Consider the following 278-nt stretch of genomic DNA (forward strand, 5'->3'; position numbering starts at 1 on the left):
CGTCGACAGCCTGGTGTACGCGATCGTCAACCAGAAGCTGTCCGAGGACGACCCGACCACCACCAACTGGGACCAGTCGAAGGTGATGCTGGGCACCGGCAAGGTCGGCGCGATGTACCTGGGCTCGTGGTCGGTGTCGCAGATGCGCGACGCGGCCACCAAGGCCGGGGCGAACCCGGAGGACATCGGCTACATGCCGTTCCCGTCCACCTCCGGGAAGCTGTGCAGCGTCCTGCAGCCGGACTACAAGTACGCGATCAACAAGCACTCCAAGAACC

Annotated in this window: 1 protein-coding gene; it reads left to right on the plus strand. The window is 64.7% G+C overall.

The window, feature by feature from the left end; translation table 11 throughout:
- Positions 1 to 278: extracellular solute-binding protein (locus IH44_RS0140260; protein WP_030464800.1), on the plus strand; the 278-nt coding region annotated here is incomplete at both ends.

The sequence above is a fragment of the Kitasatospora sp. NRRL B-11411 genome, assembly GCF_000721345.1.
GTDB lineage: Bacteria > Actinomycetota > Actinomycetes > Streptomycetales > Streptomycetaceae > Kitasatospora > Kitasatospora cineracea.